Origin of the sequence: Serratia sp. M24T3, assembly GCF_000257645.1 — a bacterium.
Lineage (GTDB): Bacteria > Pseudomonadota > Gammaproteobacteria > Enterobacterales > Enterobacteriaceae > Rouxiella.
The window spans coordinates 13,783-36,751 of the sequence record NZ_AJHJ01000035.1; the positions used below are offsets into that span (position 1 = coordinate 13,783).

The window sequence follows — 22,969 nt, forward strand, 5'->3', positions numbered from 1 at the left end:
GCTTGCCGCCTTCCCGAGACGCGAAATCTTTAGAGGATTGATTTTAATCGTTATCTTTCGTGCCTCAGGCGCGTTGGCAGAGTGGGCTTACCCCAGTCATTGACTTGTGTAAGCTCTCGGGGATTACGCCTGCTTGCCGCCTTCCCGAGGCGCGAAATCTTTAGAGGATTGATTTTCTCTCCTTTGTAAAAAGAATGAGGGATCTTTCATCGGGAAAAGAAATGAATCGTTCGTTCATCGATGAAAAATTTAAAGCTCTTTCCATGCATTGAATTTCATGAACTTTTATCAGGGTATTACGTAATGAAGAGCATTCTGGTGGTACTGGACGGCCTGAATTATCAGGTTGCCCGCGAAGCAATGGGATATTTACAGGCACAGTGCGCTGCGGGACGCGGGCGCTTGTATCAACTGGAATGCGAACTACCGTCACTGTCACGCCCGCTGTATGAATGCATTCTTACCGGCGTGACGCCCGTGCTGAGCGGTATCGTACATAATCATGTAGACCGCTTATCGACTGGGCGCAGTATTTTCCATTATGCCCGCGACGCCGGTTTAACGACTGCGGCGGCGGCCTACCATTGGGTTAGTGAGCTTTATAACCGCACGCCGTTTACTCCGGCACGCGATCGCCATACCGACGATAAGAGTCTGGCGATTCAGCACGGTCATTTCTATTACGACGATACCTATCCCGATTCACATCTGTTTGATGACGCCGAAAGCCTGCGTTTAAAACATGATCCAGACTTTTTGCTAATTCATCCGATGAATATTGACGATACGGGCCATAAGTTTGGTCTCGATTCGATGCAGTATCGCAACAAGGCGCGTGTCGCTGACGGTATTTTGTCGCACTATCTCGGCGCCTGGCTCGAGGCTGGATATCAGGTGATCGTCACCGCCGATCACGGTATGAACAACGATCGCAGCCACGGCGGGATTCTGCCAGAAGAGCGTCAGGTCCCGATGTTTGTGTTTGGTAACGCCTTCAGTTTCAAAGACGCCGCGCCGCTGCAAACTGAACTCTGTGGCACCGTCTGTGAGTTGCTTAATGTCAGCCATGACAAGCCACACTGCGCGGATTTACTGGCCTGATTCGGGTCGAGAAGATGGGGAATAACGGATGAAAGCTAAGTGGCTTGCTCTGCTTTTTGTGCTGCCTTTCGCGGTGTTCTTTATCGCTTTTCAGCTTGCGCCGCTGGTCTGGGTCGCTGTAAGCAGTTTTTATAGCGATACCTATGAAGCCTGGGGATTCGGCAATTACAGCGATATTCTGACCTCGCCGTTCTATCTGCAAGCGATGAAGTTCTCACTGGATATCTCTTTCTGGTCAAGCATTTATGGTCTGCTGATCGCATTGGTTGGTAGTTACTCACTTCGCCAGCTGGGCCCGACCAAGCTGCATGATTTTGTGATGTCATTTACCAATATGACCAGCAATTTTGCTGGAGTGCCGCTGGCCTTTGCCTTTGTGATTCTGCTCGGCCTAAACGGTACCCTGACGTTAATCCTGAGAAAATATGGTCTGATGAGTAGCTTCAATCTGTACTCCAGAGATGGCTTGATCGTGCTTTATACCTATTTTCAGATCCCATTGGGCGTTCTGCTGCTTTACCCGGCGTTTGACGGGCTGCGAGAAGACTGGAAAGAGTCGGCGGCGCTGCTCGGCGCAGGCAAATGGCGCTTTTGGCGCTACATCGGATTACCGGTGTTGGCCCCGGCTTTAATGGGCACCTTTGTTATCTTGCTGGCTAACGCGCTGGGGGCTTATGCCACAGTCTACGCCTTGACCACTGGCAACTTTAACGTCGTGCCTGTGCGAATCGCCGCGCTGGTCTCGGGCGATATTTCCCTCGATCCGAACATGGGTAGCGCGCTGGCGATATTGCTGGTGCTGTTAATGGCGGTCATCACGCTGGTGCATCAATGGCTGTTGCGCAGGAGCTATGTCAATGTTCGCTAAGGCTAATTTTTTGACTATCACTGGCCTGGAGGAAAAATATGTCGCGCGCTGAAAGTATTTATCACCGCCTGATTGTCTGGGTGCTGTTTATTGTTCTGATGTTACCGCTAGCCGCAACGCTGATTTATGCGCTGGTGGAGGACTGGGGAGCAACCATTCTGCCGAGCGGCTTCACCATGAAATGGCTTGTCTCGCTATGGAGCGATCCGCGTTTTCTGGTGGCATTGGGGCATTCACTGTTGATCTGTCTGGGTACGCTGGTGTTCTCGCTGGTACTGATCCTGCCACTTATGTTTGTGATTGCTTACTATTTCCCAAGGCTAGATGCACTGATGAACGTGCTGATCCTGTTGCCGTTTGCTGTACCGCCAGTGGTCTCTTCGGTGGGCCTGATGCAGCTCTACTCTGCGCCACCGTTTGAACTGACCGGCACGCCCTGGATTTTGATTGGCTGTTATTTCACTATCGCGCTGCCGTTTATCTATCGGGCCATATCCAACAATATTCAGGCCATTAATATGCGTGACCTAATGGACGCCGCCCATTTGCTCGGTGCCAGCACCTGGAAAGCCGCGTTGCTGGTGATTTTGCCAAATTTGCGCAAGGGCGCGACTATCGCCGTGCTACTTTCGTTCTCGTTTTTAATTGGTGAGTTTGTGTTCGCTAACCTGCTGGTCGGCAGCCGCTATGAAACATTGCAGGTCTATCTCTACAATATGCGCAATGGCAGTGGCCATTTCACCAGCGCATTGGTTATCTCCTATTTCGTGGTTGTCCTGGCATTTACCTGGGTGGCTAACGCAATGAATAAAGGGAAGCGCTAATCATGTCCTATTTGCAAGTCACCCAACTCAACAAACATTACGGCCAGACGCAGATTTTCAATAATATTGATTTTAGCGCCAAAGAGGGCGAGTTCGTTACGCTGCTTGGTCCGAGCGGCTGCGGAAAGTCTACACTGCTGCGCTGTCTCGCGGGGCTGACTTCGGTCGACAGCGGGCAAATTTTGATTCAGGGTCAGGACATTGTTCCACTTACGCCGCAAAAACGCGGGATTGGCATGGTGTTTCAGAGCTACGCGCTGTTTCCCAACATGACGGTTGAGGGGAACGTAGCTTTTGGCCTGAAAATGCAACGCATTTCTGCCAGTGAAACGACCCGCCGCGTGGCTGAAGTGTTAGCGCTGGTTGAGCTAAACGAGTTTGCCCGCCGCTATCCGCATCAGCTTTCCGGTGGGCAGTGTCAGCGTGTGGCGCTGGCCCGTTCGCTGGTCACACAGCCGCGCCTGCTGTTACTCGATGAGCCTTTATCAGCGCTCGACGCCCGTATTCGTAAACATTTACGCGAACAAATCCGCCGTATTCAACGCGAAATGAACCTGACCGCCATCTTCGTTACTCACGATCAGGAAGAGGCGCTGACCATGTCGGATCGTATTGTTTTAATGAATAAAGGACAAATCGTACAGAATGGCGACGCCGAAACATTGTATACTGCACCGGTCAATGCTTTCGCAGCCGGTTTTATTGGCAGCTATAACCTGCTGACCGCCGAACAGGCACATACCTTGACCGGGCAAAGTTATCCCTCCCAGGTCGCCATCAGACCGGAGTCGATTGCGCTTTGTGCGCCAAATCAGGGAATTCCCGCCCGTATCCTGAATCACAGCCTGCTAGGTAACGTCGTTCGTTATCGTGTTATGGCTCACAATGTCGAGTTATCGGTGGATGTTTTAAACCGCTCCGTTGAGTCTCTGTATGCCGATGGCACCGATATTGGTCTACAGTTAGATCTTGATACCTTGAGAGAAGTTGCATGAATCTGGCGCTATTTGATCTTGATGAAACTCTGATCCATGGTGATTGTTCCAGCCTGTGGTCAGCTTTTATGGTCAAGCAGGGCTGGGTTAGCGATCCTGACGATTTCCTGCAACAAGACGCCGAAATGATGCGCCTGTATGCCGTGGGTCAAATGGACATGACGGAATACATGAACTGGACGCTAACTCCGCTTAAAGGTCGCAGCGAAGATGATGTGGCCGCGATGGTTGAGCGGTTTGTTGAGGAAGTGATTGCCGGAAGGATTTACGCCGATGCGCGAAAATGCCTGGCCGAGCATCAGGCGAAAGGCGATCGAACGATTGTAATTTCTGCTTCTGGTGAACATCTGGTTGCTCCAATTGCTAAATATCTGGGAATTGACGAAACGCTGGCTATCGGAGTCGAGACTCGTGAAGGTCTTTTTACCGGCTTTACTCAAGGCGTACTGACCTTTCGTGAAGGAAAGGTGACGCGGCTGATGACCCTTCTCGAACAGGACGATAGCCTGCTTGCCAATGCCAGTTTTTATTCGGACTCGCACAACGATTTGCCGCTGCTGGCTAAAGTGGGCAAACCCTGTGCCATTAATCCGGATGCCATCCTGCTCCAACACGCCAGGCAGGCAGGATGGTCTATACACGCCTGGCGCTAAAGGAGTTCTTGTTTAGTGTTAACTCTTCTTCATTTGCTTTCAGCGGTTTCATTACTCGTATGGGGTACGCACATTGTGCGTACAGGGATCATGCGCGTGTTTGGTGCCAATTTGCGCCGCGTCCTCAGTGGTAGTGTAGAAAAAAAACCGCTGGCGTTTGTTTCGGGTATCGGCGTGACCGCGCTGGTACAAAGCAGCAACGCCACTGCATTACTGGTCACTTCCTTTGTGGCTCAGGGACTGGTGGCACTTTCGCCGGCGCTGGTGATTATTCTCGGTGCAGACGTCGGGACAGCGCTGATGGCGCGTGTGCTGACCTTCGATCTTTCCTGGCTTTCCCCGCTGCTGATTTTCGTCGGTGTGTCGTTCTTCCTGAGTCGGAAACAAACGCGCGCCGGTCAAATGGGCCGTGTAGGGATCGGTCTTGGGCTAATCTTGCTGGCGCTGGAGCTGATTGTGGCTGCCGCGACGCCAATTACTCAGGCCTCCGGGGTCAAAGTACTGTTCTCGTCGTTGACCGGCGATACGATTCTTGATGCGCTGACCGGAGCAGTTTTTGCGATCATCAGTTACTCAAGCCTTGCCGCGGTGCTGCTGACCGCCACGCTGGCCGCAACCGGTGTTATCTCGCTAAAAGTTTCACTCTGTCTGGTTATCGGAGCCAATCTCGGTAGCGGTATTCTGGCAATGATCAATGCCAGTAAACAAAATGCCGCCGGACGCCGGGTGGCGTTAGGTAGTTTGCTGTTCAAGCTGATCGGCTGTGTCATTGTGTTGCCGTTTATCGGGCCGCTCACCGGGCTACTGGCGAAAATCGGCATTCCCGACGAAGAACTGGTGATCTATTTCCACGTATTTTACAACCTGATCCGCTGTCTGGCGCTGGTGCCAACGGCCGGAATGATGGCCAGAATCTGTGAGCTGTGGATTGCCGATGTGCCCGAGGATGACCCGCGTCTTCGTCCGCGTCACCTGGACGTCAGCGCCATCGATACTCCTTCACTGGCCCTTGCCAATGCGGCGCGTGAAACTTTGCGAATGGGCGATGTGGTTGAACATATGCTTATTCTTCAGCATGAAGTCATGCATGGAAAAATCACTAATGATCGCGAGGTTCGCCGGCTTGATGACGACGTAGACGTGCTATACACCGCCATCAAACTGTATTTGGCTCAGATTCACAAAGAAGATTTAGGCGAGGATGATTCCCGTCGCTGGGCCGAAATTATCGAGATGGCGCTAAACCTGGAGCAGGCTGGAGATATCATCGAGCGTATGACTGGCGATATTGCCGCTAAATCGCACGACGCCCGCCGCGCATTCTCTGCGGAAGGTCTATCGGAGCTTGATAGCCTGCATGAGAAGCTGGTGGATAACCTACGTCTGAGTCTCTCTGTTTTCCTGTCCAGCGATATGACCAGCGCTAAGCGTTTACGCCGCTCAAAGCACCGTTTTCGCCTGCTCGACCGCCGATATGCCCATGCCCACGTTGATAGGCTGCATCAGCATAACGTTCAAAGTATTGAAACCAGCTCGCTGCACCTTGGCCTGCTTGGTGACATGAAACGCCTCAACTCGTTGTTCTGCGCGGTGGCCTATAACGTGCTCGATAAAGACGAGAAAGAAGATGAACGCGAAGATCTCGACGATCTACCTGGGCTGGCAAAATAAGCTTCTGGCCGCGTAAAAACAAAAAGGGTCACGATATTCTCGTGACCCTTTTTTCATTCAAACAGTTCGCTATGAGTGCCTAAATTGATAAATGTTAGTAAGTTCTGTTTTTCATCAACCCGGTAAATAAGCAAAAAGTCACCGCCAATATGACACTCCTTTGCATTATCCCAATCGCCCCCCAGTAGATAATGATCGAGGAATTCTGCGGGTAATGCCGAGCCAATGAAAAGGAGCTTCATGACCTCTGTCATATTATTCATATTTCGCCTGCCCGCTCTGTTATAGCGTTCCCAGGCTTTGGCAAAGGTACGGGTATATTCAACTCTTCTTGGAAGTTTACTTCTCTTGTTTTCCTTCATCGCTCAATCCTTTGATCATCATCTCTACTGATTCGTAGCGATTTTCTGCGTTCAACTCCATTTGACGCGCTTCGGCCAAGGCCTGTTTGGTAGTGGCTGACGGGCGTTGCTTGACTTCAAAAGGCAGACCCTTGCTTTGCACTACTTGTTCCAGAAAAATGCGGATTGCGCTACTCACTGTTAAACCACATTCGTTTAACACGTGCATTGCCTCATTTTTTAAATCTTCTGAGATTCTTGTCTTGATGCTGGTTTGCATAATTATGACTCCTTTTGTGGGTACATTGTACCCACAGATTATTATTTGAGCAATGCTGGCTTAATATGAAATTAAAACAAAAAGGGTCACGATATTCTCGTGACCCTTTTTTCATTGCTCAAACGCGAGATTATTTATGCGCGTTCTTTTCATCATTTTTCACCGGACGACCCGACCAGTAACCAGCAAGCAGGGAGCCTGAAAGGTTGTGCCACACGGAGAATATTGCACCCGGCAATGCGGCCAAAGGGGAGAAGTACAGTTTGCCCAGAGTCGCGGCCAAGCCGGAGTTCTGCATTCCGACTTCAAGCGCGATGGTGCGACAGGTCGTTTCATCGAAGCCAAACAACTTGCCACCCCAATAGCCGCTGAGCAGGCCGATGGCGTTGTGCATGATAACCGCGATGACCACTACCAGACCCACGGAACCAATCAGACTTTGGCTACCGGCAATCACCGCACTGATGATGGCCAGAATGCACACCATGGAAAATAGCGGCAGAACAGGCTCGATACGTTTGACGACTTTGGTAAACAGGTGATGAACAATCAGGCCGGCCAGGATCGGCACCACAACAATCTGCAGGATACTGAGCAGCATGCCTTCCACGTCGACCTTGATATGAGTGTCAACATACAAGCGAGTCAGCAACGGCGTGGCGAATACGCCAACCAACGTTGAAACGGAAGAGATAGTCACGGACAGCGCCACGTCGCCTTTGGCTAGATAAATCATCACGTTGGATGCAGTTCCGCTGGCCACGCTGCCAACCAGAATCATCCCGGCAGCCAGATCGTCAGGCATGTGGAACAGTTTGGCCAGTAACCACGCGGCTAGCGGCATCACCAAATAATGCAAGAACGTGGCAGCTGCGACTGGCGCAGGGCGGGAAAGTACGCGTTTGAAATCGCCAAATTCCAGCGTTACGCCCATCGCAAACATAATCAGCATCAGCAGGGTGCTGACGTGTGGGCCGATAGGAGTGAATGTCGTCGGTGTATAATAGGCGGCAACCGCCAGTAAAACTGCCCATAATGGAAACAGGCGTGTGATTTTAGCTAACATGCAGGGAAACCCTCTGTATTTTATCGTTTTATTATGGATGTTGTGTTTTTTTAGTTAAAAAAAACCGGGTCTTTCGACCCGGCTTATTCACACTACTCGCTGGAATCGTAAATCGATTAGTCCTGCTCGAATAGGTTGTGATGTAGTTTCTGAACCACCTGATTGGCGTCATCGCCGGGAACCAGGAAGCACAGGTTATAGCTGCTTGCGCCGTAACAAATCATCCGAATGTTAAACGGGTCCAGAACGCCAAAGACTTCTTTACCGACGCCACAGGCCTGTGAAAGCTTGTTGCCGATAATAGCGATCAGCGCAAGATTCTCTTCAACCTCGACGCGACAGAGTGAGGAAAGCTCGGTCAGCAGAGAGGTGGTCAACAGGCTATCGCCTGAAGATGTGGAACCGGTGGTATCTAAAGTTAACGCAACACTGACTTCTGAAGTTGTGATCAGGTCCACGGAAATATTGTGGCGGGCCAAAATGTTAAACAATTCAGCCAGAAAACCCTGTGAATGCAGCATGCTCAGGCTATGCAAGGTCAGCAGCGTTTGCTTGCGACGCAGAGCCAGCGCGCGGAACAGTGGCGGGTTCTCGGTGGTATCACACACCAGCGTACCGCCAGCTGACGGGTCTTTGCTTGAACCGACGAATACCGGAATGCCGCGGCGAACCGCTGGCAGCAGAGTCGCAGGATGCAGCACTTTAGCGCCGAAGGTGGCCATTTCGGCAGCTTCTTCAAAGGCAATGCGATCAATGCGTTTTGCACCCGGCACCAGACGCGGGTCTGTGGTGTAAATTCCTGGTACGTCGGTCCAGATATCGACACGAGAAGCGTGCAACGCTTCACCCAGCAGAGCCGCAGTGTAATCGCTGCCGCCGCGGCCCAGAGTTGTTGTGCGCCCCTTCGGCTCGGCACCGATAAAGCCCTGAGTAATAATCAGCGCTTCTTGCAGGCGAGGGAGAAGTTGTTGCGTTGCCAGTTCCAGCAGAACCTGCGTGTCTGGTTCGGCGCGTCCAAACCGGTCATTGGTGCGCATGATTTTACGCACGTCGAACCATTCGGCAGAAACATTTCTCTGGCGCAGAATTTCAACAAACAGCAGGGTGGACATCATCTCACCGTGGCTGACCAGCTCGTCGGTCAGTGCGGTTGAGGTCGCCAGGCTTGCCGCCTCGGAAAGCATGCTGATATTTTCCAGCATACGTTCGATTTCTTCGTGGATTACCGCAGGCTGATCCAGACAATCGATAATAGCGTGTTGAATGCGGCGAATTTCGCTCAGCAAGAATACGCGACGATCGTTGTCTACGCCTTCGGCCAGCTCAACCAGCAGGTTAGTCACCCCGGCAGAAGCGGATAAGACCACGACGCGGACGTCTGGATTGGATAGCACCACATCGGCGCTGCGGTTCATGGCTTCGAAGTCCGCCACGCTAGTACCACCAAATTTGGCGATGACCGTGTTGCTCAGTGGCGACAAGTCTGCGTTGCGGGGTGCTGCTTGATTCATTTGAAACCTCGTGTCAGGGTCGCCCTTCTTAAGACGGCCTTTTTAATTGCATATTCCTTGGCACAAGGGTAGAGCGGGAAACGGGAGCAGGCGTAGAAATGCTACGATACACCCAGAAGCGCCCCACCATGCCAATAGCTCTGTGAGCTATAGCGGTGACAACCCAGGGGATTCAGCCCCTGTAGTCGATCTTTTCCCAACCGTTGGGTGTCTGACCTCGGCGTCGCACCCCATAATGCACCTTCGCAGGATACGGTTCCTCCGATACATTGCCTGGGCGACGCGCCTCTTCTGGCCCATACGCGCGGACGCGTATAAGTTAGGCGCTTAGAAATAACGGGTTCTGTGTCATCTGTCAACGATCAGAAGCCATCTCTCTCACATTTTGCAGCATTGTCATCTATTATTCATTGCGGTATTTGACTATTAGGCTTCAAAGCCAACTGTTGCTGCCTATTGCAAGAAACGCAATAAATGCATCTCATCTATTAAAATACCAGATACAATCAAGGCAGTTGCGCTAAAAAATAGTCAAGATGTCACCTTACATTCTCAGCCTAAGAGCATTGCTATGAAAAATATCAATCCAACTAAAACCGCTGCCTGGCAATCCCTGCAGCAGCATTTCGATAAAGTTAAAGATGTAACGATTAGTCAACTGTTTGCAGAAGATAGCGACCGTTTCTCCAAGTTTTCAGCCACCTTTGAAGATCAAATCCTGGTGGACTTCTCCAAGAATCGCATCTCTGAAGAAACCCTGAGCAAACTGCAGGCGCTAGCCAAAGAAACCGAGCTGCAAGAAGCTATCAAGTCGATGTTCTCGGGCGAAAAAATCAACCGCACCGAAGACCGCGCTGTATTGCACGTTGCACTGCGTAACCGCAGCAACACGCCAATCGTGGTTGATGGCAAAGACGTCATGCCAGAAGTCAATGCGGTACTGGCAAAAATTAAAGGCTTCACCGAGCGCGTGATCGGCGGAAGCTGGAAAGGTTACACCGGCAAGCCAATCACTGATGTCGTCAACATTGGTATCGGCGGCTCCGACCTTGGCCCGTTCATGGTGACCGAGGCGCTGCGTCCTTACAAAAACCATCTGAACATGCATTTCGTTTCCAACGTTGACGGCACCCACATTGCCGAAACGTTGAAACCGCTGGACCCTGAAACCACGCTGTTCCTGGTGGCGTCCAAGACCTTCACTACTCAAGAAACCATGACCAACGCCCACAGCGCGCGCGACTGGTTCCTGAAAACAGCGGGTGATGACCAACACGTTGCCAAACACTTTGCGGCGCTGTCTACCAACGGTAAAGCCGTTTCCGAGTTTGGTATTGATACCGACAACATGTTCGAGTTCTGGGACTGGGTCGGCGGTCGTTATTCTCTGTGGTCCGCTATTGGCCTGTCGATTGCCCTGTCAGTCGGTTTCGAGAACTTCGAAAAACTGCTGAGCGGCGCGCACGCGATGGACAAACACTTCGCAGAAACTCCGGCCGAGAAAAACTTACCGGTTATTTTGGCGCTGATCGGCATCTGGTACAACGATTTCTACGGCACTGAAACTGAAGCGATTCTGCCATACGATCAATTCATGCACCGTTTCGCGGCCTATTTCCAGCAGGGGAATATGGAGTCCAACGGTAAATATGTTGACCGTAACGGTAGCCCGGTAACTTATGAAACAGGTCCAATTATCTGGGGCGAGCCGGGCACCAATGGTCAGCACGCGTTTTATCAGCTGATTCATCAGGGCACCAAAATTGTTCCTGCGGACTTCATTGCTCCGGCAATCAGCCACAATCCGTTAAGCGATCACCACGCCAAACTGCTGTCTAACTTCTTCGCACAAACTGAAGCGCTGGCATTTGGTAAATCGCTGGAAGTTGTAGAGGAAGAGTTTGCGGCGCAGGGTAAAAAGCCTGAAGACGTTAAACACGTGGCACCTTTCAAAGTGTTTGAGGGCAATCGCCCGACCAACTCCATTTTGCTGCGCGAAATTACCCCTTACAGCCTGGGTGCGTTGATTGCGCTATATGAACACAAAATCTTCACTCAGGGCGCTATCCTGAATATCTACACCTTCGACCAATGGGGCGTAGAATTAGGCAAGCAGCTGGCGAGCCGTATCCTGCCGGAGCTGGAGAGCGATGAGAAGGTTAGCGGACACGACAGTTCTACCAACGGTTTGATCAACCGCTTCAAAAACTGGCGCGGTTAAGCACGACAATCGGCAATAATGCTGCATTTGTCGAAGTAACCGTTTGAAGTAATAAGGGCTAACTGCTTGTCAGTTGGCCCTTTTCTATACTAAAGACCCCATAATAAAAAATTGTGTAACCTTCCGAATATCTGCCTTTTCCGACCTAAACCCTGTGGTATTCTTCTGCCATTCAACATTAAAAGTGGGATGTACATCACATGGCAGGGTCACACAAGTCAACGATGGTTGCAGTTATTATGCAGCGAATCTTAAACGTTTTTTTACTGGGGCTGGCGGCGATCCTGATGCTCTTTCTAGGCCGGGAAACCTATCATCTGGCGCTGGTACTTTTCGTTAACAATGACGAATCTTCTTCCTATATGCTGATTGAAGGTATTGTCATTTACTTCCTGTATTTCGAGTTTATTGCCCTGATTGTTAAGTATTTTTCTTCGGGTTACCACTTTCCGCTGCGTTACTTTGTTTACATCGGCATCACCGCGATCATTCGCTTTATTATTGTCGACCATAAAAGCCCGGTAGACACTCTGCTCTATACCGTGGCGATCCTGGTGCTGGTGGTTACCCTCTATCTTGCAAACGGCGAACGCCTGAAACGCGAGTAAAACTTCTCCCCGGCGGGATTACCGCCGGGGTAATCTGCGCTAGAATACCCTCCTGATTTCCTTTATTCGGTAGAGCCTGCTACCCACTCGGAGTGTATCGATGTCTGAGTCAATTGTTCCTTTTCCTGATGCTATTCATTGGTTTGAATACTCTTCTGACGTCCCTCCCGAGGTTGTAGGCTGGCTGCTGGAAATGGGCTCGATGACCCGTCGTTTTGAGCAGCACTGTGCAAAAGTCAGTGTGACTCCGCAGCGTGAGGGATTTATCAGCCGAGAAGAGCTCAGCGATGAAGAGGCTGCACAGCTGCCGCCAAGCGAGCGTTATTGGCTGCGCGAAGTGGTGCTGTTTGGCGATGAGGTTCCATGGTTGCTGGGCCGAACAGTGATCCCGGTAGAAACACTGACCGGCCCCGATCACGCACTGGTCGATCTTGGCACCTTGCCGCTGGGGCGTTATTTGTTCAGTGGAAATCAACTTAGCCGTGACTATATTCATCTTGGACAGCAGGCAAAGCACTGGGCCAGACGTTCACGCCTGCGACTTTCTGATAAGCCTCTGCTGCTCACTGAAATCTTTTTAACTGCTTCACCCGTTTATCAATCATCCAATAAAGCCGAAACGGGCAAGGCGTAATCACATTATATCAAGGGAGAACAATAGGTTGATAGAGACTGCAAAGCAGGGACAATGGCGTGACTACTGCCGTTTGATGAGAATAGATAAGCCGATTGGCTCACTGTTATTAATGTGGCCGACGCTGTGGGCGCTGTGGCTGGCCAGCGACGGTAAGCCCCCCATCAAGATCCTGATTGTGTTCGTATTGGGAGTTTTCTTCATGCGCGCCGCGGGCTGCGTTATCAATGATTACGCCGACAGGAAAGTAGACGGTCATGTTAAACGAACCGCTGCACGCCCTCTGGCGAGTGGCGCCGTGACCAGCGGACAGGCCAAGAAGTTGTTTGGCGCGCTGGTGCTGGCCTCGTTCTGCCTGGTGCTGTTGCTAAACGGCAAAACTATTATGCTTTCAGTCGTTGGGCTAGCGCTGGCGTGGGTTTATCCTTTCGTCAAACGTGTTAGCAACCTGCCGCAAGTGGTGCTCGGTGCGGCTTTTGGCTGGGCTATTCCGATGGCATTTATGGCGGTAAGCGAGTCGCTGCCGCTGAGCTGTTGGTTGCTGTTTATCGCAAATCTCTGCTGGACCGTGGCTTACGATACTCAGTATGCAATGGTTGACCGCGACGACGACCTAAAGATTGGTGTGAAGTCTACCGCCATTCTGTTTGGTCGCAATGACAACCTGATCATCGGGCTGTTGCAGCTGGCTACGCTGGTATTGATGGCGCTGGTAGGGCATTTGACTCATCTTGGCGCGCCATTCTACTGGTCGCTGTTATTAGCCGGCTGCCTGTTTGTCCATCAGCAAAAGATGACTGCAAAACGCGAGCGCGACCAGTGTTTTCAGGCTTTTCGTAATAACAATTATGTCGGCATGGTGATGTTTATCGGTATCTTGCTTAGTCTGACGATGAGCGCCGCATAGCTTCCGGCTACATAAGAAAAACCCCGGTAAACGTTGAGCTTACCGGGGTTTTTTATTTCAGCGTAAAAAGCCGTAATTAGTGGTCAGTATCTCTGACGTCTATCTTGGCTTCGACGGGGGGTTCGGTCGCCAGCGGCAGCTCCGACGGCATGCCAGCGCTTTCGATAGTCAAACGAATGTCTGGCGTAATCAGATCTCTGAGGATGGTGTAAATCTCGAAGGTATGCTCCGGGATAGCATCACCAATATCATTGATATAACCTTCATCGCGCAATGTGCCTACCAGTGTAGTAAACACTGCTTTATCAAAGAATTCCGGCGCGTTGATACCGTGCAGCACGGACAAACGCTGCGCCATAATCCGACTTTCTTTTTCCAGCGCGCCGCGACTAATGCTCGGGTTGTTGCTGAGTAGCGAAAGGGTGATTGCGAAGCGTTGCAAAGTTTCGCGCACGCCCGCAGCCAGCAACTGGAGAGGGCGGCTGCGTAACGGATTCAACATCAATTGATCGCCGTCGATCAGAATAAGCTCCTGACGCACCAACTCGGCACTCAACACTTCAAGCAACGCCGGAAGCTGTTCTTTGCTGTAATGCATAAACAGTTCGGCTTTAATCATTGGATAGATAAGCTCGACCTGACGCAGCACCTCAGTCTTGCTCACCGTATTATGATGCAACACGATGCTCGCGAGCAGCGAAGGCATGACCAGCAAATGATGAATATTATTGCGGTAATAGGTCATCAGCACTGCCTGATCGCGCGGCAGAATGATGATATCGCCAATATTGTCCTTCTCGACCTGGAACTTGTTCATGTTCAGGGCGTGATCCAGCAGCTGGTCAGCGGTCAGGTCAGGCACCGTCGAGTCAGCAGTGTAAGGCGCATTGCGCAACAGTTGCAGATAACAATTGAGCTGCTCAATCAGTTGCTCGCGAGTCAGTGAGCGCTGACGCGAAGCCAGCAACGCGGTTGAGCACAGGTTCATGGCGTTGGCTGCTGCAGCATTGTTGATGCGCACCATGATTTTGTCGGCGATGTCTTGCACGGTTGGCGTTAGCCAGCTTGGACGGTGCGCCTCGATAGGGTCAATCGAGTCGCGCCACTGAGGGACCTTTTTATTCAAATAAGGCGTCAGGTGCAGCGGCTCGCCAAAGTTTACGTAACCTTGACCCAGGTTGCGAAGTTTGCGCAATCCATTGATCATCTGCAGGAAGCTTTCTTTCTCTTTCGTTGCCCCGCGCAGCTCTTTGGCATAGGTGCCCACCTCCATCACATGTTCGTAACCGATATAAATCGGTACCAGAGTGATAGGGCGTGAACCGCCGCGCAGCATGGCCTGAATAGTCATGGCGAGGGTGCCGGTTTTGGGTTCCAGCAACCGGCCAGTGCGCGAACGCCCGCCTTCGACAAAGTATTCTACCGAGTAACCGCGACTGAACAGTTCACCGAGATATTCGCGAAATACCGTGGAGTAAAGTTTATTGCCTTTAAAGGTGCGGCGAATAAAGAACGCCCCAAGACGGCGAAAGATAGGACCGGCTGGCCAGAAGTTCAGGTTGATACCCGCAGCAATATGTGGGGGAACCAGCCCTTGATGGTAAAGCACGTAAGACAGCAGCAGGTAGTCCATATGGCTACGGTGGCAGGGCACATAAACGATTTCCTGACCATCTTGAGCCAACTGACGCACGCGCTCGGCATTGTGTACATTAATGCCTTTATACAGGCGGTTCCAGGTCCAGCCCAGAACGCGATCGGACAGGCGAACGGCTTCATATTTGAAGTCGGCGGCAATCTCTTCCATCAAGTCGATGGCATTCTGCTGTGCCTTGTCGTGAGAGATTTTCTTGCTGCGCGCTTCGTCTTCCACCGCTTTTTCGATGGCTTTCGAGGCCAGCAACTTGTTAAACAAGTCTTGTCGAGCGGGCAGGCGTGGACCTACTGCAGCCAGTCGCTGACGGGAAAAATGCATGCGCGCGACGCGAGCCAATTTGTGGGCTATCGTCTTGTCTGTGCCATGCTGGATGGACATATCACGCAGAGAAACGGTATTGGAAAAGCGCACAAAGCTGTCACGCCCCAGCCACCACACCGCGAAGAATTTCTGCACGCCGTTCAACACGCGCAAATGTGGCGTTTCCTGACCTTCACGACCCGGAGCGCGACCAAACATGACCGAAACTGGCAGCATCTGAATATCCAGATTTGGATTATTACGATGCAGATCCAGGTAATCGTGGAACAGTTTTACTGATTCCTGTTTCGGATGATAATAGGAAAATACGCGAGGACCTTCGCTGACGAAAACGTGGCTTGGCAGATGCACGCCATCGATTTCAAGGGGAATTAGCGGGTCGGGAAGATTCTGCGCCAGGCACTGGGTTCGCAGAGTGAGAAGGTCGGCCTTAGAGTTGTAAGGCAAAACGTACAGAATTGGACGAGTTGGATCTAAACGCAACTCCGTCACCGGATCTGTAGGAACGACCTTGCTTCTTACCAGCAAAGAAAGCGGTAAATTCAGCAAGGTATAATAAAGTCTACGCCATCCTGACATAAAAAAACGTAAAGCCTCTTGTTAGCAAGTCGCCGCAAGGATACCAGAAAGCTGGTATGAGATCTGTGGTGATAGAACAACGAAATCAGGCTAAAATGCCTATAAACAAACTTAAGACGTAAAGTATAATGCCAAATCAGGTCACTGGATTCACCCGTATATATAAGGCAGCGGGCTATTCTTTAAAAGGATTAAAAGCGGCATGGAAGAATGAAGCCGCTTTTCGAGAGGAAGCTCTCGTTGTGGTCCCTGCTATCTTACTGTCATTTTACCTTGATGTGAGTAGCGTCGAGCGTATTTTAATGGTCGGATCGCTGGTTCTGGTAATTCTTGTCGAATTATTGAACAGCGCCGTTGAAGCTGCTATCGATCGCATCGGTCCAGACATCCATGAGCTTTCCGGTCGCGCCAAAGATATGGGTTCTGCAGCGGTGTTTATCGCCATCGGTTTTGCAATCTTTACCTGGGCGGTAATCCTGCTGCCGCGATGGTTATAATTTATAAGTATTTCAATGTCGCTTTTTGTTCACTCTTTGGTTTTCATTCCACCATTACCTGTATATACTCACAGCTAGACTGTATAAACAACCAGGGGGCGGAATGAAAGCACTAACGGCCAGACAACAAGAGGTCTATGACCTTATTCGCGATCATATCTCCACCACCGGTATGCCGCCAACCCGTGCAGAGATTGCCACTCGTCTGGGGTTCCGCTCACCTAACGCAGCAGAAGAGCATTTGAAAGCTCTGGCGCGTAAAGGGGTGATTGAGATAGTTTCAGGTGCTTCTCGCGGCATTCGCTTGCTGATGGAAGAAGAGGAAGGTCTGCCGCTAGTTGGCCGCGTTGCCGCCGGAGAACCTCTGCTGGCAACCCAGCATATCGAAGCTCATTACCAGGTTGATCCGGCAATGTTCAAACCCAATGCCGATTTCCTGCTGCGCGTCAGTGGTATGTCGATGCGAGATATTGGTATCCTTGACGGCGATCTGCTGGCGGTTCATAAAACGCAGGAAGCTCGCAACGGTCAGGTTGTTGTCGCGCGCATTGACGATGAAGTTACCGTTAAACGCCTCAAAAGGCAGGGTAACACGGTGCAGCTTCTGCCAGAAAATAGCGATTTCGAACCGATTATTGTCGATTTGCGCCAACAAAATTTCAGCATTGAGGGTTTAGCCGTCGGCGTAATCCGCAATGGCGACTGGTCTTAAGATTAAAAAATAAGTTTGCAATGCTCGCTGTCGGCATGAGTTTGACGATAAGCGTTAATAGATTCGGCAAATTTATAGCTTCTACAAAATAGCCTGGCAGTTTTGTCTATCGCCCCTTAATTGGGGCGATCTTGTTTATGAAGGACGCTATGCACTCGCTTTTTTCACTCGCTGCACTTAAAAAAACCTTCCTCAGCCCGGCAGATAAGGCGCTGTGGCTGTTAGCTCTGCCGATGATCTTCTCCAATATCACCGTGCCTCTTTTGGGGCTGGTAGATACCGCGGTGATAGGGCATCTTGATAGCCCTGATTATCTCGGCGGCGTGGCAGTCGGCGCAATGGTCACTAGCTTCCTGTTTATGCTGCTGTTGTTCCTGCGAATGAGCACCACCGGATTAACCGCTCAGGCATTAGGGGCGAAAGACAATCTTTTACTGGCTCGCGCTTTCGTGCAGCCTTTCCTGCTGGCGCTGATAGCCGGGACATTGATATTCCTGTTTCGTCACCCATTGATTTCCGCTGCCCTGAATATCGTCGGCGGCAATGAGGCAGTACTTAAACAGGCAAAAATATTCTTGTCGATTCGCTGGTATAGCGCACCCGCGTCGTTGGCCAATCTGGTGATTCTCGGCTGGTTGCTGGGTATTCAATACGTTCGGGCTCCTGTAATTATGCTGATTGCCGGTAACCTACTAAACGTGATCCTCGACCTGTGGTTGGTTGTGGGGTTGGGGTGGAACGTAAAAGGTGCTGCCGTTGCTACTGCCTGCTCTGAGTACGCGACCCTGGCGTTAGGCCTTTGGCTGGTGTCTATCGTCATGAGAAGACGCGGTATCGGCTGGATATTGCTGAAACAAGCATGGCGCGGCAACCTTCGCCAGCTGATTGCGCTAAATCGCGACATCATGCTGCGTTCCTTACTGCTCCAGCTCTGTTTTGCCTCGCTGACTATTATTGGTGCCCGTCTCGGCAGCCAAATCGTGGCGGTTAACGCGGTGTTGATGAACCTGTTAACCTTTACCGCCTTTGCGTTAGATGGTTTCGCCTATGCGGTTGAAGCTCATTCCGGTGAAGCTTTTGGCGCGCGTGACAAGAGCCGCTTGCTTCATGTCTGGCATGCCGCTTGTCGCCAGGCAGGACTGGTCGCATTGGCTTTTGCTCTGATTTATGCGCTGGCGGGGGTGCAGATAGTCAATCTGCTAACCTCTTTGCCTGAACTGCGAACGCTCGCCGATCGCTATATTGGTTGGCAGGTCATATTGCCGCTGATCGGGGTCTGGTGCTATCTGCTGGACGGTATGTTTGTTGGAGCCACTCGTGGCAGGGAAATGCGTAACAGCATGGCGGTGGCGGCAGCGGGATATGGACTTGCCCTCCTGACTTTGCCGCTGTTGGGCAATCATGTGCTTTGGTTGGGTGTCACGGTATTCCTCGGGTTACGCGGTTTGGCTTTAGGCTGGATCTGGCGGCGACATTGGCAACGCGATAGCTGGTTTTAAATGCTTTAGATTAATCCGAGTTGTGGCCTATATCTCTAAATTTCCCTGCATAGTCGAAACCATCGACTAGAATTAGTGATGTTGATAAGCATTTATCAAATGCAGTAAAACCTAAGCTAAACAGGAGAATTTATTATGAATAAGGACCAGGCAGACGGTAACTGGAAGCAGTTTAAAGGTAAAGTTAAAGAGAAATGGGGTAAGTTGACCGACGATGACCTGACAGTAGTTGAAGGTAAACGCGATCAGCTTGTCGGGAAGATTCAAGAAAGATACGGATATCAGAAAGAAGAGGCTGAAAAGGAAGTTAAGTCCTGGGAATCGGATCACAAATACCACTGGTAAGTGCCAATTCCCCCCGAATCTGCATCCTGTGAATTAAAGCTGCTCCTACCCAAGGCGCTTTTCAGGATGCAGGGTACATGGATGTACCCAACTAATTCATTTATATCTAAACACTTCGCAAACCTTCTTCGAATTACCTTCATTCCTTTGTAAATCGACTCATTTCGCATGCCTGATTTTGTCGCTGCACTAATCCGACTCGCTATAACGCAGATAACCTGCAATCAATGCTCCAGCCTTGGTATCAGTAGGATGTGTCGTGCCATTCATTACAGGAACTTCAGGAAAATCGAAAGGTGAGACCCCTTCAAGACACGCCACGTTGATGCCATATTGAGAAGGATTGGAACGTCGTTGGTGGTGGGTATAAATTCCACAAATCGAGCAGAAAAAGTGTTTGGCTGCCTGGGTGTTAAAGCGATATTCGGTGAGTTTATCTTCACCGCCGAGAAAAGTGATATCGCCTAACTGGGCCGAAACCGCGACTGCACCGCGCATTCGGCATAGCGAGCAGTTACAACGCCTGATGGTGTTGAAGCCGTCGGTGAGTTTTACGCTGAATTTTACGGCACCGCAATGGCAGCTGGCATTAAATAGTTTGTCCATAAATCCCTCTAAAAAGTCTCAACACTTATAGAGTAGAAGCTTTAACGCTTTTTGACCGCAATGCTGTGATCGTGTTCGCAATGGTCATGACTTTCACAAGACTCAACAACCGCGCATTCAGCACAAAGTCCATGGGCTTCAACCACGGAATGACGCAGGGCGAATCCAGAATCCTTTGCCAGTTTGGCGAGTCGTTCTTCAATGCCGTCGGTGGTTTTTTCTGTCACCAGACCGCAGCGATCGCAGATAAACAGCGCCGAGGTATGACTAGGTTCTTCGAAATGATGGCAAAGCACATAGCTGTTAGCAGACTCAACGCGATGGATAAAACCTTGCTCAAGCAAGAAGTCCAGCGCGCGATAAACGGTCGGCGGCTTAGCCTGCGGCTCAGTTTTGCGCAGAAGGTCGAGGAGGTCATACGCGCTGATTGCACCCGGTTGCTCGGTCATCAGACGCAATACCTCAAGCCGCTGCGGGGTTAGCCGAACGCTACGTTGCTGGCATAAGTGCTCGGCTTGAGTGAGGAGAGTTTCCGTATTGGTTGAGTTCATCGCGACGTCTCTGCATAAATAGAAACACGATTTTATCACGCTTCTTGGCGATCGCCGAGCGCTACGCCTCAGTTACTTATCTTCCTCAAAGTTTACAGGGTAATTATTTTGCGATAAGTTTATCTAAGGATTGTCGGGAATGGCCACATTTCTGTAACGCTCTTTCATAGCCGATAATATATCCAGCTTCGAAATCCTCTTTGGCAAAACGAATTCTGGGGATTGAGTAAAGCTGTCGGCGTAAAATAATAGCGCCCATTTCGGTGGTGACTATTTCATTCATGTATTTATCAAAAGCGTTCATAAATATCCTCACTAGTCTCGAGGGAGAGGTTTTATATTCAATGCTTTGACCGGTTGCCATTCACCATCGGTACCAAGATGTGCGCAAACGCCGCGTCCAGGAGCAACAACGAGTCTTGGCACGCCGTCATCGTCGATAATGCGACAGACAAAACCAAATTTGGCCCATACCGGATAAAACTTGCCCGCTGTGAAATAATCACATTGAGTAAATCGGGTGAGAATATATTCTTCTGGTTCTTTCATCCCGGCCTCTTAATAAAAATGTTTTTTAACGATGTGATATTTTTTATTACTCAGGTTTGTTAATTCTTCTGAGTATTATCGCAATTGCCTTAAATAAATAGGTGGAATCATTCCTTGGATCTAAAACCTTTATTGGCAGCATCCCAACGTCAGGCTCATCTATGTTATAGTAGGGAATACTTCAGCTAATTCCGGTATCCACGTACACCATGATTTTGTGTACTGCATGGTGTACGGAGAAAGCGTCAATTAGCCTAAATAGATAAAAATGCTCGAAAATAAACCAGAATCCTCAGCTCCACCCGTCGGCCGCCAGGACGGAAGTTCTGCACCTTATTCAGCACAGCGGTTTTCCATTGCGCCCATGCTGGATTGGACCGATCGCCACTGCCGCCATTTTCATCGTCTGATGAGTCGTGAAGCGCTGTTGTACACTGAAATGGTGACTACTGGCGCGATCATTCACGGTAAAGGCGATTACCTGGCTTTTGGCAGCCAGGAACATCCCGTGGCGTTGCAACTGGGTGGTAGTAATCCGCAAGATTTGGCAACCTGCGCCAGGCTAGCCGAACAGCGCGGCTATGATGAAATCAACCTGAATGTCGGTTGCCCTTCAGACCGCGTGCAAAACGGCATGTTTGGCGCCTGCCTCATGGGGCAAGCAGCTTTGGTTGCCGATGGCATCAAAGCCATGCGTGATGTGGTTTCCATCCCGGTAACGGTAAAAACGCGCATCGGCATCGACGATCAGGACAGCTACGAGTTCTTGTGTGATTTCGTGCAGCAGGTTTCCGAGCGTGGCGGATGCGACACTTTTATTATTCACGCGCGCAAGGCCTGGTTATCTGGTTTGAGCCCGAAGGAAAACCGCGAGGTGCCGCCATTGGATTACCCGCGTGTTTATCAACTTAAACGCGATTTTCCGCACCTGACGATAGCAATCAATGGCGGTATCAAGTCGCTTGAAGATGCCAAACAGCATTTGCAGCATATGGACGGAGTCATGATTGGCCGCGAAGCCTATCAAAACCCTTCAATGTTGCTGGACGTCGATCGCGAGCTGTTTGGCAGCCAGTCTCCAGTGCTCACTGGGCCAGAAGTGATCCGTGCGCTGTATCCTTACATTGAAAGCGAGTTGTCCAATGGAACCTATCTGGGGCACATTACTCGCCATATTCTCGGTATTTTCCAGGGGATACCGGGAGCGCGTCAGTGGCGTAGGCATTTAAGTGAGAATGCGCACAAGCCGGGAGCAGGCGTCGACGTAGTTGAGAAAGCGCTGGCGATGGTAACGCGTCCGCAAATGGCAACCAGCGAAGCCTGAACCTCGAAGTCCCTGTCGAATTCACCAAAAGTTAGTCTGCCTGACTAAATTCCCAAACCCGCCAATCGCGGCGGGTTTAATAAGTCTTTGAATATCAGAAAGTTAAAATCCCTGCCTCTCTGGCACGTTTCTTGATAGTTCCCTGTATATAACATTTTTTATTTTTAATTTTTTTCAGTGCCGAATTTGGCCTGAGGCTGGCAGATTCCAGCTTGATTGTGGTTTGAGGAGTTAAGTTATGTTGGAAATACTCTTTGTGCTCGGCTTTTTCTTTATGCTGTTGCTGACAGGAATTTCACTGCTCGGGATGCTCGCTGCACTGGTCGTTGCATTTGCCGTCATGATGCTGGGCGGGTTTCTGGCAATTGTTATAAAAATGTTGCCTTGGCTGGTTCTGGCCGTCGCGGTGGTATGGATTTATCGTGCAGTGAAACAGCCCGAGAAACCTCGCTATAAGCGCAGACGTTTCCCGCGAATTTGATTGATCGCGCGTTTAAAATATAAACACCATGCTTATCAGCGCGATAGAAAATAAAAAGGCGAGCGACCGAATGTAATCATGCTGCCATAACTTTTACTTATGTGGGCTTGATCACAGGTTGAACTATAAAATGCCTTTGCTGTGAATTAATCATATTTTTTAACATAG

Annotated in this window: 25 protein-coding genes and 1 riboswitch; of the genes, 16 read left to right on the plus strand and 9 right to left on the minus strand. The window is 50.5% G+C overall.

Going from position 1 to position 22,969, the window contains the following annotated elements; all coding sequences use genetic code 11:
* Nucleotides 1-303 precede the first annotated feature (303 nt).
* From SPM24T3_RS19770 to SPM24T3_RS19795, 6 genes are read left to right on the plus strand one after another with little or no spacing between them, the layout of a single operon-like run.
* Nucleotides 304-1,101 (plus strand): alkaline phosphatase family protein, encoded by a 798-nt coding sequence (locus SPM24T3_RS19770; protein WP_009638586.1) that lies wholly within the window; start codon nucleotides 304-306, stop codon nucleotides 1,099-1,101.
* Between the two features lie 28 nt (nucleotides 1,102-1,129).
* Entirely contained in the window at nucleotides 1,130-1,969 is an 840-nt protein-coding gene (locus SPM24T3_RS19775) for an ABC transporter permease subunit (protein WP_009638587.1), read from the plus strand.
* A 38-nt stretch (nucleotides 1,970-2,007) separates the two neighbouring features.
* On the plus strand, nucleotides 2,008-2,793 hold the full coding sequence (locus tag SPM24T3_RS19780) for an ABC transporter permease (protein ID WP_009638588.1): 786 nt from the start codon (nucleotides 2,008-2,010) through the stop codon (nucleotides 2,791-2,793).
* 2 nt (nucleotides 2,794-2,795) lie between these two features.
* Complete coding sequence (locus SPM24T3_RS19785; protein WP_009638589.1) at nucleotides 2,796-3,788, plus strand: ABC transporter ATP-binding protein; 993 nt, start codon at nucleotides 2,796-2,798, stop codon at nucleotides 3,786-3,788.
* Nucleotides 3,785-4,441 carry an HAD family phosphatase gene (locus SPM24T3_RS19790; RefSeq protein ID WP_009638590.1) on the plus strand — a complete coding sequence of 219 codons (657 nt, stop codon included), beginning with the start codon at nucleotides 3,785-3,787 and terminating at the stop codon, nucleotides 4,439-4,441. The genes SPM24T3_RS19785 and SPM24T3_RS19790 overlap by 4 nt, the downstream gene beginning before the upstream one ends.
* Before the next feature lie 15 nt (nucleotides 4,442-4,456).
* A complete protein-coding gene (locus SPM24T3_RS19795) occupies nucleotides 4,457-6,112 on the plus strand; it encodes a Na/Pi cotransporter family protein (protein WP_009638591.1) in 1,656 nt (551 codons plus the stop codon).
* 53 nt (nucleotides 6,113-6,165) lie between these two features.
* On the opposite strand, the gene SPM24T3_RS19800 is transcribed toward SPM24T3_RS19795, so the two are convergent.
* The 4 genes from SPM24T3_RS19800 to lysC form a co-directional block, all read right to left on the minus strand.
* Nucleotides 6,166-6,474, minus strand: coding sequence for a type II toxin-antitoxin system YafQ family toxin (locus SPM24T3_RS19800; RefSeq protein WP_009638592.1), 309 nt, complete (start codon nucleotides 6,472-6,474; stop codon nucleotides 6,166-6,168).
* Complete coding sequence (locus tag SPM24T3_RS19805; protein ID WP_009638594.1) at nucleotides 6,452-6,733, minus strand: type II toxin-antitoxin system RelB/DinJ family antitoxin; 282 nt, start codon at nucleotides 6,731-6,733, stop codon at nucleotides 6,452-6,454. The genes SPM24T3_RS19800 and SPM24T3_RS19805 overlap by 23 nt, the downstream gene beginning before the upstream one ends.
* 130 nt (nucleotides 6,734-6,863) lie before the next feature.
* Nucleotides 6,864-7,799, minus strand: coding sequence for a ketopantoate/pantoate/pantothenate transporter PanS (gene panS, locus SPM24T3_RS19810; protein WP_009638595.1), 936 nt, complete (start codon nucleotides 7,797-7,799; stop codon nucleotides 6,864-6,866).
* Between the two features lie 116 nt (nucleotides 7,800-7,915).
* On the minus strand, nucleotides 7,916-9,310 hold the full coding sequence (lysC, locus tag SPM24T3_RS19815) for a lysine-sensitive aspartokinase 3 (RefSeq protein ID WP_009638596.1): 1,395 nt from the start codon (nucleotides 9,308-9,310) through the stop codon (nucleotides 7,916-7,918).
* 108 nt (nucleotides 9,311-9,418) lie between these two features.
* Nucleotides 9,419-9,609: riboswitch (Lysine riboswitch) on the minus strand.
* A gap of 272 nt (nucleotides 9,610-9,881) precedes the next feature.
* Between lysC and pgi the strand changes: the two genes are divergently transcribed.
* The 4 genes from pgi to ubiA all read left to right on the plus strand — a co-directional run bounded on the left by pgi (nucleotide 9,882) and on the right by ubiA (nucleotide 13,680).
* On the plus strand, nucleotides 9,882-11,531 hold the full coding sequence (gene pgi / locus SPM24T3_RS19820) for a glucose-6-phosphate isomerase (RefSeq protein WP_009638597.1): 1,650 nt from the start codon (nucleotides 9,882-9,884) through the stop codon (nucleotides 11,529-11,531).
* A gap of 200 nt (nucleotides 11,532-11,731) precedes the next feature.
* On the plus strand, nucleotides 11,732-12,139 hold the full coding sequence (gene psiE, locus SPM24T3_RS19825) for a phosphate-starvation-inducible protein PsiE (protein ID WP_009638598.1): 408 nt from the start codon (nucleotides 11,732-11,734) through the stop codon (nucleotides 12,137-12,139).
* Nucleotides 12,140-12,239: 100 nt separating this feature from the next.
* On the plus strand, nucleotides 12,240-12,773 hold the full coding sequence (gene ubiC, locus SPM24T3_RS19830) for a chorismate lyase (protein ID WP_009638599.1): 534 nt from the start codon (nucleotides 12,240-12,242) through the stop codon (nucleotides 12,771-12,773).
* Between the two features lie 28 nt (nucleotides 12,774-12,801).
* Nucleotides 12,802-13,680 (plus strand): 4-hydroxybenzoate octaprenyltransferase, encoded by an 879-nt coding sequence (ubiA, locus tag SPM24T3_RS19835; RefSeq protein ID WP_009638600.1) that lies wholly within the window; start codon nucleotides 12,802-12,804, stop codon nucleotides 13,678-13,680.
* Nucleotides 13,681-13,756: 76 nt separating this feature from the next.
* On the opposite strand, the gene plsB is transcribed toward ubiA, so the two are convergent.
* Nucleotides 13,757-16,237, minus strand: a complete 2,481-nt coding sequence (plsB, locus tag SPM24T3_RS19840; protein ID WP_009638601.1) for a glycerol-3-phosphate 1-O-acyltransferase PlsB — start codon at nucleotides 16,235-16,237, stop codon at nucleotides 13,757-13,759.
* 128 nt (nucleotides 16,238-16,365) lie between these two features.
* Between plsB and SPM24T3_RS19845 the strand changes: the two genes are divergently transcribed.
* The 4 genes from SPM24T3_RS19845 (at nucleotide 16,366) to SPM24T3_RS19860 (ending at nucleotide 19,290) form a co-directional block, all read left to right on the plus strand.
* Nucleotides 16,366-16,734, plus strand: coding sequence for a diacylglycerol kinase (locus SPM24T3_RS19845; RefSeq protein ID WP_009638602.1), 369 nt, complete (start codon nucleotides 16,366-16,368; stop codon nucleotides 16,732-16,734).
* Between the two features lie 103 nt (nucleotides 16,735-16,837).
* Nucleotides 16,838-17,446, plus strand: a complete 609-nt coding sequence (gene lexA / locus SPM24T3_RS19850; protein WP_009638603.1) for a transcriptional repressor LexA — start codon at nucleotides 16,838-16,840, stop codon at nucleotides 17,444-17,446.
* A 137-nt stretch (nucleotides 17,447-17,583) separates the two neighbouring features.
* Nucleotides 17,584-18,945, plus strand: coding sequence for an MATE family efflux transporter DinF (dinF, locus tag SPM24T3_RS19855; protein ID WP_369699994.1), 1,362 nt, complete (start codon nucleotides 17,584-17,586; stop codon nucleotides 18,943-18,945).
* A 135-nt stretch (nucleotides 18,946-19,080) separates the two neighbouring features.
* On the plus strand, nucleotides 19,081-19,290 hold the full coding sequence (locus tag SPM24T3_RS19860) for a CsbD family protein (RefSeq protein WP_009638605.1): 210 nt from the start codon (nucleotides 19,081-19,083) through the stop codon (nucleotides 19,288-19,290).
* Nucleotides 19,291-19,479: 189 nt separating this feature from the next.
* Here SPM24T3_RS19860 and SPM24T3_RS19865 read toward each other — a convergent pair whose 3' ends face one another.
* The 4 genes from SPM24T3_RS19865 to SPM24T3_RS19880 all read right to left on the minus strand — a co-directional run bounded on the left by SPM24T3_RS19865 (nucleotide 19,480) and on the right by SPM24T3_RS19880 (nucleotide 20,996).
* A complete protein-coding gene (locus SPM24T3_RS19865) occupies nucleotides 19,480-19,896 on the minus strand; it encodes a GFA family protein (RefSeq protein WP_009638606.1) in 417 nt (138 codons plus the stop codon).
* Between the two features lie 41 nt (nucleotides 19,897-19,937).
* Entirely contained in the window at nucleotides 19,938-20,447 is a 510-nt protein-coding gene (gene zur, locus SPM24T3_RS19870; RefSeq protein WP_009638607.1) for a zinc uptake transcriptional repressor Zur, read from the minus strand.
* Nucleotides 20,448-20,550: 103 nt separating this feature from the next.
* Nucleotides 20,551-20,751, minus strand: a complete 201-nt coding sequence (locus tag SPM24T3_RS19875; protein WP_009638608.1) for a hypothetical protein — start codon at nucleotides 20,749-20,751, stop codon at nucleotides 20,551-20,553.
* 11 nt (nucleotides 20,752-20,762) lie between these two features.
* Nucleotides 20,763-20,996 carry a hypothetical protein gene (locus tag SPM24T3_RS19880; protein ID WP_009638609.1) on the minus strand — a complete coding sequence of 78 codons (234 nt, stop codon included), beginning with the start codon at nucleotides 20,994-20,996 and terminating at the stop codon, nucleotides 20,763-20,765.
* Between the two features lie 268 nt (nucleotides 20,997-21,264).
* Between SPM24T3_RS19880 and dusA the strand changes: the two genes are divergently transcribed.
* Both dusA and pspG read left to right on the plus strand, forming a co-directional pair.
* Nucleotides 21,265-22,320 carry a tRNA dihydrouridine(20/20a) synthase DusA gene (gene dusA, locus SPM24T3_RS19885; protein ID WP_009638610.1) on the plus strand — a complete coding sequence of 352 codons (1,056 nt, stop codon included), beginning with the start codon at nucleotides 21,265-21,267 and terminating at the stop codon, nucleotides 22,318-22,320.
* A gap of 238 nt (nucleotides 22,321-22,558) precedes the next feature.
* Nucleotides 22,559-22,801, plus strand: a complete 243-nt coding sequence (gene pspG, locus SPM24T3_RS19890) for an envelope stress response protein PspG (protein WP_009638611.1) — start codon at nucleotides 22,559-22,561, stop codon at nucleotides 22,799-22,801.
* Nucleotides 22,802-22,969 lie beyond the last annotated feature (168 nt).